The following is a 15,367-nucleotide window of genomic DNA, read 5'->3' on the forward strand; positions in this document are numbered from 1 at the left end:
TTTGCTCCTTAGAGGTTGTCTTTCGCGACTTCAAAATGTACCGATAATAGCCAGGCTTCTTCGTCAGGAAGGTTGCCAAACGCCGCCACGATTTCGCGGGCGAGCGCCATTGATTCGGCTGAGATTTCATCAAACAAGCTGGCATCGACTTCCGGTAAAGGCTCGCCGGTAATTGACCGGTGCGCCATCGCGCGAACGTGCGAGGTCAGCATTTGCGTCTGTACCGCATTGGGGACAATGTGATGCCGCCCCAGCAGGCTATCCACCTGCGTTAACACCTGTTCAGCCAGTTCGTTAATTCGCTCACCGGCATCGTGTTTTACTGCTCCGTTATCCACGCGTCTCACCCCGTTAATGGCAATGAGATAAAACTAGCGGTAAGGGTTAAAAGTTTGTAGCGAGTTATTTTCCACCTCGAAGTGGAAACGCGAGTGGGATAGGTGATCTGCGCCACAGAAAAGGCGGCATTAATGAATTATCGCCGGGAAAGTGTGAGATCTATCGCGGCATAAAGAGGAAATAGCGTGGCAGAAACAAACAATGACGTTGTCGTATAAAGTGAGAAAGTGTGATGGGTATTACATTTTGCCGGATGGCGACCTGCGGATAAAGCGAAGCCGCCATCCCACAAAAATTAACGATACTTCTTATGATACGTATTGCGGGTGGTTTTTAGCGCTTCCGCCGCCGCTTTCGCTTCTTTAACGTTACCTTCGTTCGCCAGCTTCAGCGCGCCATCAATTTGGCCGACCAGAATGTCAAAACCGTGACGAAAATCCTTCATCTCCGGGCTATCCGGCGCTTTATCTTCCAGCTTTGGCGGCGTAGCTTTTTGAGCATCCAGCGCGGCCGCGCGCATTTTGGTTAATGCCGCTTTCAGTTCAGGGGCACTATCCGTTTTCTCAACAACTTTCAGGTTATCATTGAGAATATCCATATTATCTTCAAGATCGGCAGCAAAAACAGCCGAACCGAATACCAGCGATGACACAGCAAGAATAGCTAACAGGCTTTTACGCATTGCTCACTTCCTTTTTTATTATTAACGATAAGTGTAATACCCTGAATAATCCGAGTTGCAGGCAGCCAACGCGCCTGCAGCCTGAAGTATGACGGGTATTATTGTCCGGCGATTTTCATCTCCGGTAACAATACCGAACCGCACTGTATATTACTGCGCGTTTCAATATCATCACCCACGGTGACAATATTACGCCACATCTCTTTTAAATTACCGGCAATGGTAATTTCACTTACCGGGTACTGGATTTCACCATTTTCAACCCAGAATCCCGCAGCGCCGCGGGAGTAGTCGCCGGTAATACCGCTGACGCCCTGGCCCATCAGTTCCGTCACCACCAGGCCGGTGCCCATCTCTTTCAGTAACTGCTCAAAGTTCAGCCCCTGCCCGGCGATACGCCAGTTATGAATGCCGCCAGCATGACCGGTACTTTTCAGCCCCAGTTTGCGGGCGGAATAGTTGGTCAGCAACCATTGCGTCAGTACGCCATCCTTCACAATGTCCCGGCGCTCTGTACGCACGCCTTCGCTGTCGAACGGTGAAGACGCCAGCCCTTTTAGCAGATGCGGGTGTTCTTCGATGGTTAACCATTCCGGCAGAATTTGTTTGCCCAGCGAGTCGAGCAGAAAAGTGGATTTACGGTATACCGCGCCGCCGGCAATCGCCCCGACCAGATGACCAAATAGCCCTGTCGCCACTTCATTGGCGAAAATGACCGGCGCTTTCATAGTGGAGAGCTTGCGCGGCGACAGGCGGGATAAGGTGCGGCGCGCACACTCGGCCCCGACCCATTCCGGCGCTTGCAGATCCGCCATTGCCCGACCGATGGTGTAAGCGTAATCACGCTCCATATCGCCGTTCTCTTCGGCGATGACGCAGCTTGAGAGCGAATGGCGCGTGGAGCAATATCCCTGCAACATGCCGTGGCTGTTGCCGAACACTTTAATGCCGTAATGGCTGTTAAAGCTCCCGCCTTCGGTATTGGTGATGCGTTTATCCGCCTTTAGAGAAGCCTGTTCCGCACGCGCGGCCAGTTCAATGGCTTCGTCTGGCGTAACCTCTGCCGGGTGGAACAAGTCCAGATCCGGCGCGTCAAACGCCAGCAGTTCTTTGTCCGCCACGCCTGCGCACGGGTCCGGCGACGTGTAACGCGCGATATCCAGCGCGGCCTGCACGGTACGGGCAATCGCCTGCGGGCTTAAATCCGTCGAAGAGGCGCTGCCTTTGCGGTTCTGGTGATACACCGTAATGCCCAGCGCGCCGTCGCTATTAAATTCGACATTCTCTACTTCACCATAACGGGTGCTGACGCTAATGCCGGTGGTCTTGCTGACGGCGACTTCCGCCCCATCCGATTTGCCTGAGGCTAACTCCAGCGCTGTCGAAACTGCTTCTTCCAGAATCTTACGCTGCGCTTCAACTTGTGAGATTACTTTCATTGCAAATGCCATAATGTAGAGAGAGTTTCTCTGAAGTCTAACAGAGAACCGTTTTTCAGTGCGCATCTTAACTGGTAACATTAGCCTCTTTTTTTAAGGAGCCTGACATGACAAAGCAGCCCGAAGACTGGCTCGACGACGTTCCCGGTGATGACATCGAAGACGAAGACGATGAAATTATCTGGGTCAGTAAAAGTGAAATTAAACGCGATGCCGAGGAATTAAAACGCCTGGGCGCGGAACTGGTGGATCTGGGGAAAAACGCGCTGGATAAGATCCCGCTGGACGCCGATCTGCGCGACGCCATTGAACTGGCCCAGCGAATCAAAATGGAAGGACGCCGCCGCCAGTTGCAGCTTATCGGAAAAATGCTGCGCCAACGCGACGTTGAACCTATTCGCCAGGCGCTGGACAAGCTGAAGAACCGCCATAATCAGCAGGTGGTGCTGTTTCACAAGCTTGAGCATCTGCGCGATCGTCTGATCGTCGAAGGCGATGACGCGGTAGCCGAAGTACTGACCCTGTGGCCGCACGCCGATCGTCAACAGCTTCGTTCATTGATCCGCAATGCGAAGAAAGAGAAAGAAGGCAACAAACCGCCGAAATCAGCGCGTCAGATCTTCCAGTATCTGCGCGAGCTGGCGGAAAACGAAGGGTAATTGCCGCAAATGACCGCGCCAGCCTGTGGCGCGGTACAGGCAAATCCACCCGTTTTTAACGTCCGAGTAGCTCCCGCTCGATCCGCTCGCGCGTTTCCACCGCCTGAACACTCATTTTTTCAGGATAACCAAACAGCGACGTGGTGATAATTGCCTCACCGCCCACCTTAAACGTGCGGTTTGCAAAATCCATTTCACGCAGCGCCTGGAATAGCGCGTCAAAATCGACCTCACCTTCTCCCAGCCCGATGTGCTGATGAATCGTCGCATTCACGCCAGGCGGGTTCATGATATAGCGGCAGGGAAGCGTGTGGTTGTGCGTATCGGCCAGCAGAACATGCGAAAGATCGGCCCCGGCATAGTTCAGCATCCTTGCGACGTCGCCCTGCCCTTTATCGTAAAAGAAGCCATGCGGTGCACTGTACAGATAGGTCACGTTATCACTACGCAAAGACTGCACCATGTCGACCGTCTCATCGTTCAGTTCGCAGAAATCCCAGGGGTGAGACTGAATTTCGATTCGAATTCCCTCTCGTTCCACGATCGGCAGCAGTTCCTCCATGGAGCGATACCACATCTCTTCACAAATCTCCGGCTCATCCGGCGTCCCGGAAAGCTCGGTATTAATCACCTGTACGCCCATATCAACGGCAATCTCAATCATCCGCTTCCAGTTGGTTACCGCGGCGCGCCGACGCTCTTCATCGGGGCCGGACCAACGATAAACCACAATAAATGACGAGATTTCCACGCCGTAGTTCTGCAAGGCGCGTTTATATTCCTGCATGGTGTCGCGACCAGCTTTAGGGTGTTTATAAAACGGATTAATACGCGGGTGCGGCGACTGCTCAATATATTTATACCCCCACTCGGAAACCTGCCGTACCATTTGGGTAATGGGTAAATGTTTAATAACATCGACATCAAAAGCAATTTTCATTGTAAATACCACGCTGCGGAAACTGAAAACGGTCACCTGGAAATTAGCTGTATCATTGCAACAGCAATGACACGCTGCGATTAATTTGTTCCTCTATTTCCGCCTCACTCCAGGAAGCCAACTGGGAAGAAAAAGGTTCAAAAGCGTAAATACCGCGATATCCCATATTTTCCAGACGCTGCACCTGCTGGTAATTCTGCATTACATCCTTTTCACTCAGCATAATACGCTGCTCATCAGCCAATGCTTCCGTTGGTCGGGTGTCTTCCACACCGGACAAATGCACCAGCCCGATAGCAGAAATATCAATGCGCGACGCAAACTCCTTTTCGGCCTCTTCGTACAGATGATGATGGAAGGTATCCAGCAAAACCTTAAAGGGGGAACCTGCTTCCCGGATCAGTTGCTGAGCCCAGACGGCAGAACGCAGCGAACTTACGCGGAATCCCAAAGGTTCAACCAGCCCCTGAATATCATACCGGGCAAAGAGATCGCTCAGTCGTTTTATTGCCTCAACCGTAACCTCCGGCGGCACAATCGTTCCATCATTCAGCGGACAAAGAACTAATGCCCGCGCGCCGACTCCCTGTGCGTCTCGTAATAATCCTTCCGTTTTTTTTACTACCTCCTCGGTCAGTTGGTTAAAGGGATAGACCGCATTAATTGTGACAATTTCAAGTCCATACTTTTCTGCCAGGTTACGCACCTGATTATAATTCAAGTCATCAGTAACGCTGCCGCTTGGCATATCATTACGCAATTCCACTTTATTAAACTCAAGACGTTTAACCAGTCGAAAGAATGCTTCTATGCTTAGACCCGGTGCAATTTTCCGGTTAATACAAAACCGTGTTTTTTCGATATTCATTATTTTCTCCCTGAACGTATATGAGTGGGTAAATAACCGTAATCCGTTAGTACAATTTAACGTAGGGTGAAAAAACCGGCTTTATCAATCTTGATAAAAACCGGTTTAATTTAGTGATGAACATCACAGGCTATAAGGGATTTTTGAAGAATATTTGAAGCTATTTCTCGCCAGGCACTTTAAGAAACTGCACCAGGATGCCGCTGAATAAATAGAGCCCCGCCATAGTATACATCACCACGCCGGTGCCGAACCCTGCCAGAACGGAGACCAGCGCTGGCCCAACGAAATTCCCCAGGCCGGAGCCAAAGTTCACGGCCGAGTTCGCCGCCCCCTTCTTATCCGGCGCCATCATCGGCACCAGCGGCGTCATTGGCACAAAGCCAGCCAGCCCGGCTCCCCACAAACACATCGCCAGCATAAAGGCGACATAGTTATGCCCCCATATCATCGGCACCCAGTAAACAATCAGCGTAGCGACACCGGTCAGGATGCTGCCAAAAATCTGGATGGTTCGGCGAAAACCAATTTTATCGCCCATCCAGCCAAAGATAATGTTGAAGACCTGGTTAGAGATAAAGGTAATCCCCCAAATACTCGCCCATTCCTCAAGCGTAAAGTGCTTATCCAGCAGAAACAGAGGTAATACGACAACAAAACCATAGGTGCCAAGACCGTTAATAGTTTTGACAATCACCGCCAGACCGATCCGTGGCCGTTCATACATAATGGAGATACCCGCAGATAACTCTTTGAAGACCGGCGTCGTTCGCGGTTTCAGAATGAATTCATTGCGTTCCAGCACCAGCATGAAGAGAACCCCCAGCAGCGCAACGCCCATCCCGGCCCACATCACGTTGATATGCCCCAACGCAGGAATTAACGACGCCGCCACCACCGGCCCAATGATGGTAAAACCAAGGTTATAGACCACCCAAAACAGCGAGGTGCCGATCCCTTGCTGGTGATTATCCAACTGGATGGTCAGGCGTACCAGGAAGGAGTAACAGACCAGCGGATACCCCACGCCACGCAGCATATAGGTAACAAGAATTGCGCCAAAATCATGGCTGGGTAGCGCAAAGTTCAGAAACGCGACGGAAGCCAGAAGATAGACGATAAAACCGGTAACCATCACCTTTTTAGGACCAAAAACGTCCACACAGACGCCGGATAGCCAGGAGGTAATCGCGACCACAATCCCATACCCGGCAAAAATCTGCCCGATATGCGCCTGATCAAATCCCTGCGTATTTAACCAGGCAGATAACCAGCTGTTCTCAATACAGCCGCCCAACATAAATAAAAATGTTCCCAGGTAGCTCCAGATAAACTTACCTGGTTTTATATAAAATGTCTGGGGCAGCGTTGCCTGCATTTCTTTCATTTTATTACCCTCGGTATAGAAAAGCTCTCACACTTTTCAGTGCGAGAGTTTATTCATTATTAACAGATGCAGTTAAAGATAAATATCGCTTGTTATTTTCACTGGCAGCCCGCTTTTTAATGATTGCTGCGCGGCAATAGCGATACGCTGGGCCAATAATGCGTCTTCGCCGGTACAGACAACCGGCGTATGATGCAGGACTGAATCAATAAAGTGTAATATTTCCGTTCGGTAAGCTTCGCGATAACGAACCGTGAAATCAGGAAGGGGATTTTTCATTATGCAGTGCTGGCTGTTGAAAACTTTCACCGTCGATTCACTAACGTTATCCGCATACGCCATCCCTTCTGAGCCAAAAACCTCCACCCGTTGGTCATAGCCATATACCGCCCGACGGCTGTTATCAATGAGCGCGTAGCCGCCGTTTCTGAAAGTCAGCATCACCGCAAGCGTATCAACATCATCAATATTTTTCAGGCTGGGATCAATCAGCGTATTGCCCTTAACATAGACTTCGCTGACTTCATCCTGCATCATAAAACGAGCCATATCAAAGTCATGCATGGTGAAGTCAAAAATCAGACCGCCAATACGTTTGATCAGATCATGGGGTAGCAGGTCCGGATCGCGGGAGGTGATTTTTATCATCTGGGGCCGACCAATCTTGCCGCTGCGCACCAGCTCAAAGACCTCGTGAAACTGAGGATCAAAACGGCGATTAAAGGCAACCTGCAGCGTCACCCCCTTCTCTTTCACTTTTCTCAGCACCGCCATTGAGGCCTGCTCATCTTCATTCATGCTGAGCGGTTTTTCACAAAAAATGTGCTTCCCCGCCTGCGCTGCCGCCGTGACGATCTCTTCGTGCATATCCGTTGAGGTGAAAATAAAAACTGCCTCTATATCATCACGCTGTAAAAGTTCCTGATAATTTTTATATCCTGAAGTTATATTTACCGAATAAAGCCAATCGCTCATCTCCTCAATAAAATAATCGGCGGCGCAGATAATATCTAATTGAGGCAGTAAATACATATTCTCAACATGCATTTTACCTACCCGACCGAGGCCAATAACACCACATCGAAGCTTTTTCATTCGTACCTCTTAATCTCATGAATAGTAAATTTAAAACCGCAAAAGAAAAGCATCCGTAATTCTGCGAAAAACGGATCGTTTTATTTTGCCGTTCTGAAAAGCAAACAATGCGTTGAGGCTGTATCGTTCAGGTTGCAGAACAATAACCACACATCTGCAACCTGAACGACGGCAAATTAATCAGTACTGCCGGGCCTGTCCGATATGTTCCTCAAGCATACGCGCTACCGCCTGGATACGTTCGCTACGGGATACCTGCGCCCCACCAACGCGCCACCAGCTCAGGTACTTATGCACCATCGTTTTGGGAAGCACTTTTATGTCTATCAGCGTGCTCACGGTCTGTTTACGAGCATCTTCCAACGCTTCATGTAGTTGTTCAATGGTGGTGACGCGATAGCTTTTACAGCCATATCCTTCAGCGATGCGAGCGAAATCGACCGGGATAAACCCGCCTTCCTGACGACCGCTCTCCTGCTGATGGAAACGAAACTCGGTGAAGTAACTGTCCATACCGTGTTCCATTTGCAGATTATTGATACAGCCGTTGGTCATGTTATCGAGCAAAATGACGGTAATCTTTTTCCCCATCTGGACGGAAGTGACCAACTCAGAGTGCAGCATCATGAACGAACCGTCGCCCACGAAGCTGTACACCTCGCGCTCCGGCTGCGCCAGTTTGGCCCCCAATGCGGCATTGACTTCGTAGCCCATACAGGAGTAGCCGTACTCGACGTGGTAATCATTCTCGCCGCGGCTTTGCCAGACACGCTGGAGGTCGCCCGGCAGGCTGCCCGCCGCCGCCACCACCAGCGCGTTTTCCGGCAACATCCGGTTAAGCACGCCCAACACGCGCGTCTGGGTCAGCCACGATCGCGTAATCTCATTAAACTCTTCAAACACCTTTTGAGTATCCATATGATCCTCAATTTCAGGTTTGAAGCCCTCTCCGCTATATTCCACAGCATAGACGCGCTCAACTTCCGCCATATATTGCGAGCGGACGCGGTGAATAGTCTCACCCCATTGCGAAGCATAATGCTCCTGGGCCAGCCGTTCGCTAAGCTGCGTCAGGGCGACGCGAGCGTCACCCTGCATCTGTACGCCATCCAGCTTGAAGACATCAAAGCGGCTAACGTTGATATTTAAGTAGCGCACGTCGGGATTCTGGAAGATCCACTTTGAGGAGGTGGTGAAATCGGTATAGCGCGTCCCCACACCGATAATCAGATCGGCCTCCTGCGCCAGCAGATTCGCCGCCAGTGAACCGGTTTCGCCAATCCCGCCGACGTTCAACGGGTGTGCAGAACTGAGCGCTCCCTTGCCAGCCTGGGTTTCAGCAATCGGCATATGACAGCGTTCGGCAAATCTCAGCAGCGCCTCTTCAGCCTGCGAATACTTCACGCCCCCACCGCAAACGATCAGCGGCCGCTGGTGGCGGCGAATCAGCGCAACCGCCTCGTTCAGCATCGGCTCCGTCGGCGCGTGACGCTCAAGACGATAGACCCGGCGAGCGAAAAAATAATCCGGATAATCCCAGGCTTCACCCTGCACATCCTGTGGCAGGCAAAGCGTCACGGCCCCCGTATCCGCCGGATCGGTTAACACCCGCATCGCGCTGATACAGGCGCTCATTAGCTGTTCCGGACGCGTAATGCGATCCCAGTAGCGGCTAACTGCACGGAAAGCGTCATTGGTGCTCAACGTCAGATCGTGTTCTTGTTCAACCTGTTGCAAAACCGGGTCGGGTTGACGAGATGCGTACACATCGCCCGGCAGCAAAAGCAGTGGAATACGGTTAGCCGTCGCGGTCGCCGCTGCGGTGATCATATTGGCGGCCCCTGGCCCCACTGAGGAGGTGCAGGCATAAATCTGATGGCGACGCATCTGGCGGGCAAATCCCGTCGCGATATGCGCCATTCCCTGTTCGTTACGCCCTTGATGAACGCTAAGTTGGCCACAGTCCTCTTCCAGCGCTTGCCCCAATCCGACGACGTTCCCGTGGCCAAAAATGGCGAAAATCCCTTTTACAAATTTGATTTCGCTGCCGTCTACGTCGATGTACTGATTATCAAGAAAGCGCACCAAAGCCTGCGCCATGGTCAACCTGATTGTTTTCATGTACCCCACCTGCTTTTATCAACCGTTCGGCTGTCGTTGCCTGCTTATGCATCGCTTCAGCCCCAAAAACACAGAGACTTATCATAGGATCAAAATTTCCGTTCTCACAATTATATGGAATTTATATTTCATTTATGGGAAGGAGATCAAAAAACGGTTAAAAAATTTCGCCATTTAGGCGTATTTTTCATGAAAATGAAATTTATCTTCCATATGCTTTTAAAAGAAATAACACATTAATAATCAATCAATTAAAACAAAAAACACAACAAAAAACGATCATACCCGTTGCCCGGAAATGCCATTTCTGTGATCTTGTTCAAACAATAAATGAAAACATTATTTCCATTTTTATTGAAAATGAAATCACCAAACCTTAGTATGGGCAAAAATAACACCGTCTTCTGTTAGGGGATATGTCAATGAATAAAGCAGTCAGTAGTGAGCAAAAGCCGCTGGACGTTATCTGTCTGGGACGAGTCGCCGTTGATTTGTATGGTCAACAAATCGGGTCGCGGCTGGAGGATATGACGACTTTCGCTAAATATTTAGGGGGATCGTCAGGCAATGTTGCCTACGGCACGGCCATTCAGGGATTACGTTCCGCTATGCTGGCCCGCGTCGGCGATGAGCATATGGGACGTTTCGTTCGTGAAGAATTAAACCGCGTTGGTGTGGATACGCAGTGCCTGCTGTCGGATCGCGATCGTCTGACCGCGTTGGTGATCCTCGGCATTAAAGATCAGGACACCTTTCCTCTGATCTTCTACCGCGATAACTGCGCGGACATGGCGCTAACACCTGAGGATATCCGCGAAGATTACATCGCTTCTTCACGCGCATTAGCCGTCACCGGCACTCATCTTTCTCACCCCAATACACGCGCCGCCGTTCTTAAAGCGCTGGAGTATGCGCAAAAACACGGGCTGCGGCGGGCGCTGGATATCGACTACCGCCCCGTACTGTGGGGTCTGACGTCGCTAGGAGACGGTGAAACACGTTTCATCGCCTCATCACAGGTTACCGAACAGCTCCAGCAGGTATTGCGCCATTTCGATCTGATCGTTGGGACCGAAGAAGAATTCCATATCGCCGGCGGCAGTACCGACACGCTGACCGCCCTGCGGCGCGTCCGTCAGTTGACCCAGGCCGTACTGGTGTGCAAACGCGGCGCGCTGGGCTGCTCAGTCTTTGAAGGCAACATCGCCGATGACTGGTCGCAGGTGAAGATACATAGCGGCGTTCGCGTAGACGTTCTGAACGTGCTGGGCGCGGGCGATGCCTTTATGTCAGGACTGCTGCGGGGATACCTGAACGATGAAAGCTGGGAGCAAGCCTGCCGTTATGCAAACGCCTGCGGCGCGTTAGTGGTATCGCGCCACGGTTGTGCCCCCGCCATGCCAACCAAAAAAGAGCTGGACGACTACCTCGCGCGTGAACAATCCATCACCCGGCCAGACAAAGACCCGCGGCTGAATCACCTTCATCGGGTCACAACCCGTAAACAGCACTGGCCGGAGCTGTGCGTATTCGCCTTTGACCATCGCAAGCAACTGGTGGATATCGCAAATGAAGTCGGCGCCAGTGAATCCGCGATCCCCCCCCTGAAGATGCTACTGCTGGAAGGGGCGCGTCAGGCGGCGCTTGAGGCCGGTTTACAGAATAATAGCGGCATCCTTGCCGATACCACCTTTGGTCAGCAGGCGCTTAACGACGTGACCGGCCAGGGATGGTGGATTGGCCGACCAGTTGAGATGCCCGGTTCGTATCCGCTGAAGCTGGAACATGGCGATATTGGCTCTCAGCTTGTCAGCTGGCCGCAAGAGCACGTCGTGAAATGTCTGGTCTTCTATCATCCACTCGATGCAGAGTCGGTACGTCTTGAACAAGAGGCGCTCATTGACGAGGTTTACCGCGCCTGCTGCCAGTCTGGTCACGATCTGCTGCTGGAAGTCATCTTGCCGCGCGATGCGGCAGACCAAAATGAGCAATACTATCCTCAGATTGTGGAACGTTTTTATCAACTGGGGATCCTGCCGGACTGGTGGAAACTGCCGCCGTTAAGCCCAGATCGTTGGCGAGAAATCAGCCAGCATATTGAGCATTATGACCCTGAATGTCGCGGTATATTGATACTTGGCCTGGACGCACCGGAAAGCGAGTTGAAGTCAGGATTCGCCGCAGCAGCGGATATGCCCTGGGTGAAAGGTTTCGCCGTCGGCCGGACCATCTTTGGCGAACCGTCACGCCAGTGGTTAGGCGGCCAGCTTAACGATGAACAGCTCATTGCAACGGTGAAACAAAAATACCGCATGCTTATCGACTACTGGCGCGAATACCGCCCGGCACGTTAATGCCTGCCTCATCACGCCCCGTGTCTGCATCGGACAAGGGGCGTGTTCAAGGACGATTCCATGCCAGCTCTCACACAACATTCCACATCGATCACACTGTTTCGCATCAGCGCCGCGATGTTTCTCAACTATCTGACTATTGGCATCCCGTTAGTCATGCTGCCGCTGTACGTTCAGCAGCAGTTGCATCTGAGCGATCTGTTGATCGGTATCGCGGTAGGCAGCCAGTTTATCGCCACCTTGCTTACCCGGGGCGCCGCGGGTCGAAAAGCCGACACGTCAGGCGGACGTCGGACGGTTATCACCGGTCAGTTCTACTGCGCCGCATCAGGTCTGCTGATGCTGGTCAGTCTAATCGCTCACCCGGTTCCGCTGCTCGCATGGGCCATACTGATTGTTGGTCGTGTGCTGCTGGGCATCGGTGAAAGTTTCATTTTGACCGGTAATTTAACCTGGGGGATGTGGCTGGCGGGCTCGACCCACGCGGGTCAGGTTATTTCCTGGAACGGCATGGCGACCTACGGTGCGCTGGCTATCGGCGCGCCGCTGGGGCTGTCGCTTTACGCCAGGGCCGGCCTGGCGCTTCCGGCGCTCCTCGTCGTACTGTTGCCGATCATCGCCAGCGGAGTCATCTATGGCATTCCGGGGAATATCCCAACAGCCCGTCCCCGCGTGCCAGTGCTACGGGTCGTCGGCCTGGTGTGGCGGCCCGGAACAGGGCTTGTGCTCCAGGGCATTGGTTTTGCCACCCTAAGCGCGTTTACCGCCCTCTGGTTCAACGAGCGTCACTGGGATAACACCGGTTTTGCGATGACGCTGTTTGGCATTGCGTTTATCGCTGTCCGCTTTTTCTGCGCCAAATTTCCCGACCGTTACGGCGGCGCCACGGTCGCAACCTTTTCACTACTGGTAGAGGGGACCGGACTGGCGGTAATGTGGGCCGCTCCGTCAGCAGGCGCTGCGCTGATTGGCGCGGCGATTACCGGCTGCGGCTGTTCGCTGATGTTCCCATCGCTGGGCGTAGAGGTTGTGCGCAGAGTGCCACCGGAGATTCGTGGTACGGCCCTCGGCGTCTGGTCAGCGTTTCAGGATCTGGCCTACGGATTTACCGGACCAATAGCGGGCCTGCTGACGCCGTTTATCGGCTATCAGCAGGTCTTTCTTCTGGCCGCGGCCTGCGCGCTGCTGGGCGCGGCGGTTGTCCATCTCCTGCTGCGGCAACATTAAGCTGTTAAGAAGGGGCGAGTCTTTTCCGCCCCTATCGCAAAGACTTCGCTGGCCGCCATCTGCCAGTAGCCAGGGTTAAACAGTTCCAGCGAACAGATCCCCTCATAGCCCTTCTGCACTAGCTCATGCGTGATCTCATGCAGTGGGATCACGCCGTTGCCAGGAAACAGACGATGGCAATGCTCCAGCGTTGCCAGCGGCAGATTATCGGCGTCATCAATATGGTAAACGAAGATCTTTTCCACAGGGATCTGGCGAAGCGTGGTCAGATCCCGCCATTGATCGTGCAGGTAAAGGTTAAAGGCATCGACGACCAGCCCGACATTACTGCGATCGACCGCATCTACGATCTCCATCGCCATGGCAAGACTGCGCACACAGCATCCTGCGGAACCGATCGGCTCAAAGGCCAGCCGCATCTGGCTTTCTTCCGCCACTGCCGCCATCTCGCGCAGACGCTTCACTGAATCTTTCACCGTTTCCCCTGGCGGAAAATTTCCCCCCTGACGAATGGTGGGCACCACGACCAGACAATCCCCCCCCACCACTGAGCCAGCATGGCAGGCGAAAGCCAACTGCCGCCGTTTCTCCGCCCAGCTTTCGCTATCACAAAACGTAATGTCTTCCAGCGAATTGTAGCCCCAGGGCTTAAGGTGGCCGACGGCAAAAATGTCTGCCAGCTCGCTTAACGTATGTTTCTGCAACCACTCCTGCAACATATCCAGACGGATTTCGATGTAGTCATAGCCAAAACGTTCCGCCAACACAACATCCTGTGCCAGCGTGGAGTTTCGCATACAGGTCGCTTCATTAAATCCCAGCTTCATCATTCAGATCGACTCCTGCCGCCATAGCAACGTACTGGCGCCAGACGGCGGCAGCGTTAACGCGATCTCTTTATCGCCATCCAGCACCCGGCAACGCCTTTCCTGTACATCGCGGTTATACACCACCAGCACACGCTCGCCGTCGGGATTCACAAATCCCACCTCTTCCAGAAGATTATCGTAACTTGAAGAAAGCATGACCCTCGCCCCCGGACGCACATAGCGGCAGAAGTGGCCAATACCATACCAGGAGTGGTTACGCCGCAGCACGTCGTTTTGCGCATCGTATTGAATGGGCGCTTCACACAGATTACCCTGATGATTCGGCCCACCCTCACTGTTCAACAGCAGATTCCAGTCGATAAACCCGCTACAACCCGATTTGAAATTACCAATCATGTCATGGAGATAGGTATGCCAGTGGCGAATCTGGCTACCGGCATCGCTCTCCATTGGCACACAGCCTTCGGAAAACAGGAGTTTTTTATCCGGCAGGCACTGGGCCAGATACTGTATTTGCGAAAAATGATCGCCGGTATACCAGTGGAATGCCAGCCCGTTAATTCCCTTATAATTAGCTTCGTCAGCAAAGGCGAGTTCAGCCCAGTCTACCAAGCCATCTTTATCGTGATCCCAGATATAGATCTCCATCTCATCCATACCCTGCCGGGCGAGGCGCGGACGCAGATACTGCACGGCAAAGGCTGTCTCCTCTTCCACGCTATACAGACAGGAGTCCCAGGTTTTTACCGCCACCGGCTCATTCTGCACGGAGAGCGCCTGCACATTAATGCCGTGGCGGCGGTATTCCAGCAGGTAGTTGATAATGATATCGGCCCAGTCGGCGTAGCATTCGCGCCGCAGCTTGCCGCCACCGTTCATATCGTTATTAGTTTTCATAAACGCCGGCGGACTCCACGGCGAAGCCATCAGCTTCATGTGTGGATTTAACCGCAACGCCCCGGAAATCAGCGGTATTAAATGCGCTTCATCGCGGGAAAAGGAGAGCCGTCCCTGCTGCAGGTCAGCGCTGGAATCGACATACGCGTAATTGCCCAGGGAAAAATCACAGCTCTGAATTGGCATCCGCGCCAGAGTGTAATTATGTTCCTGAGCAGAAAAATAAAGGGAAAGAAATTGCGCCTTCGTCTTTTCGCTCATGCTGTTGAATACCACGCCCGCACCTTCGGTAAAGCTGCCGCCGAATCCGTCAATCTGCTGTAACGCGTGGCGCGGTAAGACGCTGATTAATTCACTGCAATCACGCTGACGATGCGAAAAAGAGACCGCACGCTCAACAAGGAATTGCTGACGATACGGATCGGAAGAGATGAGTCTGCCTTTCATAGGGAAGTTCCGGATAAAAGAAGATAATAAATTGTGATATGCCGGATAGGACGCTTAAGCATCGCTATCCGGCAGGAGTTTT

13 protein-coding genes are annotated in these 15,367 nt (G+C 52.5%); 3 read left to right on the forward strand and 10 right to left on the reverse strand.

Features of this window, described 5'->3' with window-relative positions; all coding sequences use genetic code 11:
- Positions 1 to 8 precede the first annotated feature (8 nt).
- The 3 genes from J4617_RS11910 to pmbA all read right to left on the reverse strand — a co-directional run bounded on the left by J4617_RS11910 (position 9) and on the right by pmbA (position 2,472).
- A complete protein-coding gene (locus tag J4617_RS11910) occupies positions 9 to 347 on the reverse strand; it encodes a glycine dehydrogenase (protein WP_001255104.1) in 339 nt (112 codons plus the stop codon).
- A 287-nt stretch (positions 348 to 634) separates the two neighbouring features.
- The gene (gene cybC, locus J4617_RS11915; protein ID WP_001232231.1) at positions 635 to 1,021 is read right to left on the reverse strand and encodes a cytochrome b562; all 387 of its coding nucleotides are present in this window, start codon (positions 1,019 to 1,021) and stop codon (positions 635 to 637) included.
- A 98-nt stretch (positions 1,022 to 1,119) separates the two neighbouring features.
- Complete coding sequence (gene pmbA / locus J4617_RS11920) at positions 1,120 to 2,472, reverse strand: metalloprotease PmbA (RefSeq protein ID WP_000852994.1); 1,353 nt, start codon at positions 2,470 to 2,472, stop codon at positions 1,120 to 1,122.
- Positions 2,473 to 2,567: 95 nt separating this feature from the next.
- Between pmbA and yjgA the strand changes: the two genes are divergently transcribed.
- Positions 2,568 to 3,119, forward strand: a complete 552-nt coding sequence (gene yjgA / locus J4617_RS11925; protein WP_000166287.1) for a ribosome biogenesis factor YjgA — start codon at positions 2,568 to 2,570, stop codon at positions 3,117 to 3,119.
- 55 nt (positions 3,120 to 3,174) lie between these two features.
- On the opposite strand, the gene iolH is transcribed toward yjgA, so the two are convergent.
- The 5 genes from iolH to iolD all read right to left on the reverse strand — a co-directional run bounded on the left by iolH (position 3,175) and on the right by iolD (position 9,530).
- Positions 3,175 to 4,059, reverse strand: coding sequence for a sugar phosphate isomerase/epimerase IolH (iolH, locus tag J4617_RS11930; RefSeq protein ID WP_000683955.1), 885 nt, complete (start codon positions 4,057 to 4,059; stop codon positions 3,175 to 3,177).
- A 52-nt stretch (positions 4,060 to 4,111) separates the two neighbouring features.
- A complete protein-coding gene (gene iolI2 / locus J4617_RS11935; RefSeq protein WP_001019386.1) occupies positions 4,112 to 4,927 on the reverse strand; it encodes a 2-keto-myo-inositol isomerase IolI2 in 816 nt (271 codons plus the stop codon).
- Positions 4,928 to 5,087: 160 nt separating this feature from the next.
- Complete coding sequence (locus tag J4617_RS11940; RefSeq protein WP_000661780.1) at positions 5,088 to 6,314, reverse strand: MFS transporter; 1,227 nt, start codon at positions 6,312 to 6,314, stop codon at positions 5,088 to 5,090.
- A 72-nt stretch (positions 6,315 to 6,386) separates the two neighbouring features.
- A complete protein-coding gene (gene iolG2 / locus J4617_RS11945; protein WP_000736098.1) occupies positions 6,387 to 7,409 on the reverse strand; it encodes a D-chiro-inositol-2-dehydrogenase IolG2 in 1,023 nt (340 codons plus the stop codon).
- 180 nt (positions 7,410 to 7,589) lie between these two features.
- Entirely contained in the window at positions 7,590 to 9,530 is a 1,941-nt protein-coding gene (gene iolD, locus J4617_RS11950) for a 3D-(3,5/4)-trihydroxycyclohexane-1,2-dione acylhydrolase (decyclizing) (RefSeq protein ID WP_017465837.1), read from the reverse strand.
- Between the two features lie 416 nt (positions 9,531 to 9,946).
- Between iolD and iolC the strand changes: the two genes are divergently transcribed.
- Entirely contained in the window at positions 9,947 to 11,884 is a 1,938-nt protein-coding gene (gene iolC, locus J4617_RS11955) for a 5-dehydro-2-deoxygluconokinase (protein ID WP_014343940.1), read from the forward strand.
- Positions 11,885 to 11,944: 60 nt separating this feature from the next.
- Positions 11,945 to 13,111: an MFS transporter gene (locus J4617_RS11960; protein WP_001111174.1), complete on the forward strand. Its 1,167-nt coding sequence runs from the start codon at positions 11,945 to 11,947 to the stop codon at positions 13,109 to 13,111.
- On the opposite strand, the gene iolI1 is transcribed toward J4617_RS11960, so the two are convergent.
- Both iolI1 and srfJ read right to left on the reverse strand, forming a co-directional pair.
- Positions 13,108 to 13,941, reverse strand: coding sequence for a 2-keto-myo-inositol isomerase IolI1 (gene iolI1 / locus J4617_RS11965; protein WP_000976927.1), 834 nt, complete (start codon positions 13,939 to 13,941; stop codon positions 13,108 to 13,110). The genes J4617_RS11960 and iolI1 overlap by 4 nt on opposite strands.
- Positions 13,942 to 15,285, reverse strand: coding sequence for a lysosomal glucosyl ceramidase-like type III secretion effector SrfJ (srfJ, locus tag J4617_RS11970; protein WP_000678386.1), 1,344 nt, complete (start codon positions 15,283 to 15,285; stop codon positions 13,942 to 13,944). It abuts the gene before it with no gap.
- Positions 15,286 to 15,367: the final 82 nt, after the last annotated feature.

It is taken from the genome of Salmonella sp. 32010601201800023SM (assembly GCF_017572235.1).
GTDB lineage: Bacteria > Pseudomonadota > Gammaproteobacteria > Enterobacterales > Enterobacteriaceae > Salmonella > Salmonella enterica.